Below are 1,941 nucleotides of genomic sequence, written 5' to 3'. Positions count from 1 at the left end.
GACCACACAAGACACCATGAACAGTCTGTTAGGTGCTTTAGGCTCTGCCGGTACTGTCTCCCCCAGCTTCTGGTCCGATCCGGTGTTCGGTTTTTCCTATGAAGTGCAAACCAGAACGCCATTACATAAATTACGCACCACCGATGATTTAATGAATCTGCAGGTACAAACCAGCGATCCCGATGTCACCGTGCCACTCGCCAGTATTGCCAGCATCAGCCCGCGCAATGTTGCTGGCAGCATCGGCCGCACCATGCTCAAACCGACCGTCAATGTGTTGGTTAACACGGAAAACAGCGATTTAGGCTCGGTTTACCAAGCGACCCGGCAGATTGTAAATGAACTGAAACAAGATATTGTCCCTGGCAACGATATTGAAATCATGGGGCAGGCCGCCGCCATGGATGAGGCTTATCGGGACCTGCTGTTTGGCTTTTTACTGGCCGTATTCTTTATCTACATTATCATGCTGTTCAACTTTGCCTCGTGGATCATGCCGCTGGTCGCTTTATCTGGTGCGCCGATTGCCATTTCCGGGGCGATTATCGGCTTAATGCTCACCGGTACCACCATCAGCGTTCCCGCTTTGATGGGCTTTATTATGGTGATCGGCGTATCCACTGCCAACAGTGTCCTGGTAACAACCTTTGCCAGAGATCAATGGGTGGCCGGTAAATCGGCTTTCGAAGCCGCCCGTGAAGCGGCCTCAACCAGATTACGACCGGTATTAATGACCGCCCTCACCATGATGATCGGTTTATTGCCAATGGCACTGGCGCTCGGTGAAGGTGGCGAACAAAATGCCCCACTGGCCCGTACCGTTATTGGTGGTTTGATGCTGGGCACCTTTGCATCACTGTTTTTAGTGCCCTGGACTTTCAGCATGATCATGCAATTTATTAAACGTCCGCAGCCGGTGAAGCTGCCGACTATTTGAGGACCTCACGATGTCAAATATAACCAGGACAATCTTAGTTGCCGCGGTCATCGCTGTACCTGTATGGTTTTTTATTCAGCCTCCCAGTGAAGCGAATATCGAACAGCCCTCTGCTGCACCTGAAATACTCTCGGTACGTGTGGCACAGCCACAACCGCTGTCAAATTATCAGCCATTGATATTTAACGCCCGCGTAGAGGCCATCGAACAATCGGACATTTTCGCCCGTGCTGATGGCTACGTGGAAAGTCGCCATGTCGATATTGGCGATAACGTTCAACAAGGTGATTTACTGGCAAAACTCTCCTCCCCAGAACTGGAACAGGAAATTCTTCAGGCCAAGGCTGAAATCAATCGGCAGAAAGCCACGCTGGATCTGACGGAGAAAGTGGCCAAACGGTATATCAATCTACGCGATTCAGGTGCCGTCAATGCGACCGAAGTCGATGAAAAAGAAGCTGAGCTGGCAGTGGCCAAAGCGACATTAGCGACCTACCAGGCCCGTCTGGAACAGCTGGAAAATGAATTTGCCTACACCGAAATCGTGGCACCGTTTGATGGCATTATCACCCGTCGTCTGGCTGAACGTGGAAACCGTATTACCCGCAATGATGCCATGCCGCTATTTCGAATCAGCCGCACGGATCAGTTACGGATAATAGTGGATATACCGCAAACACAGTTATTTATTATTGATCAGCAAAATCCGGCAAAACTGACTTTGCCTGACTTAGGAAATCAGCAAATCGTCGTACCAATTTCACGTATTTCGCGTGAAGTAAATCGCGAAACCGGCACCATGCGAATGGAATATCTGCTGGATAATACCGAGCTTAATCTGCTGGCGGGCTTGAGTGGTGAAATGGCCATACAGGTTCAGCAAAACGGTGAGGCTGTGCTTATTCCGGTTAATGCCTTAAAAACCATTCAGGGCAGACCCTCAGTGATGCTGGTAAACACGGAGAACCAGGTTGAAATCAAAACCGTTCGTATGGGTCGTCTGT

The 1,941-nt window shown here is 50.0% G+C and carries 2 protein-coding genes; both read left to right on the top strand.

Going from position 1 to position 1,941, the window contains the following annotated elements:
* Positions 1 to 937, top strand: a 937-nt coding sequence (locus tag B3O33_RS02335) for an efflux RND transporter permease subunit (RefSeq protein WP_292362846.1), incomplete at its 5' end; no start/stop codon positions are given.
* A gap of 10 nt (positions 938 to 947) precedes the next feature.
* Positions 948 to 1,941: efflux RND transporter periplasmic adaptor subunit (locus tag B3O33_RS02330; protein ID WP_292362845.1), on the top strand; the 994-nt coding region annotated here is incomplete at its 3' end.

Source organism: Methylophaga sp. UBA1464 (assembly GCF_002325665.1).
In the GTDB taxonomy this organism is placed as follows: domain Bacteria; phylum Pseudomonadota; class Gammaproteobacteria; order Nitrosococcales; family Methylophagaceae; genus Methylophaga.
This window is presented reverse-complemented; position numbering and strand designations above follow the sequence as displayed.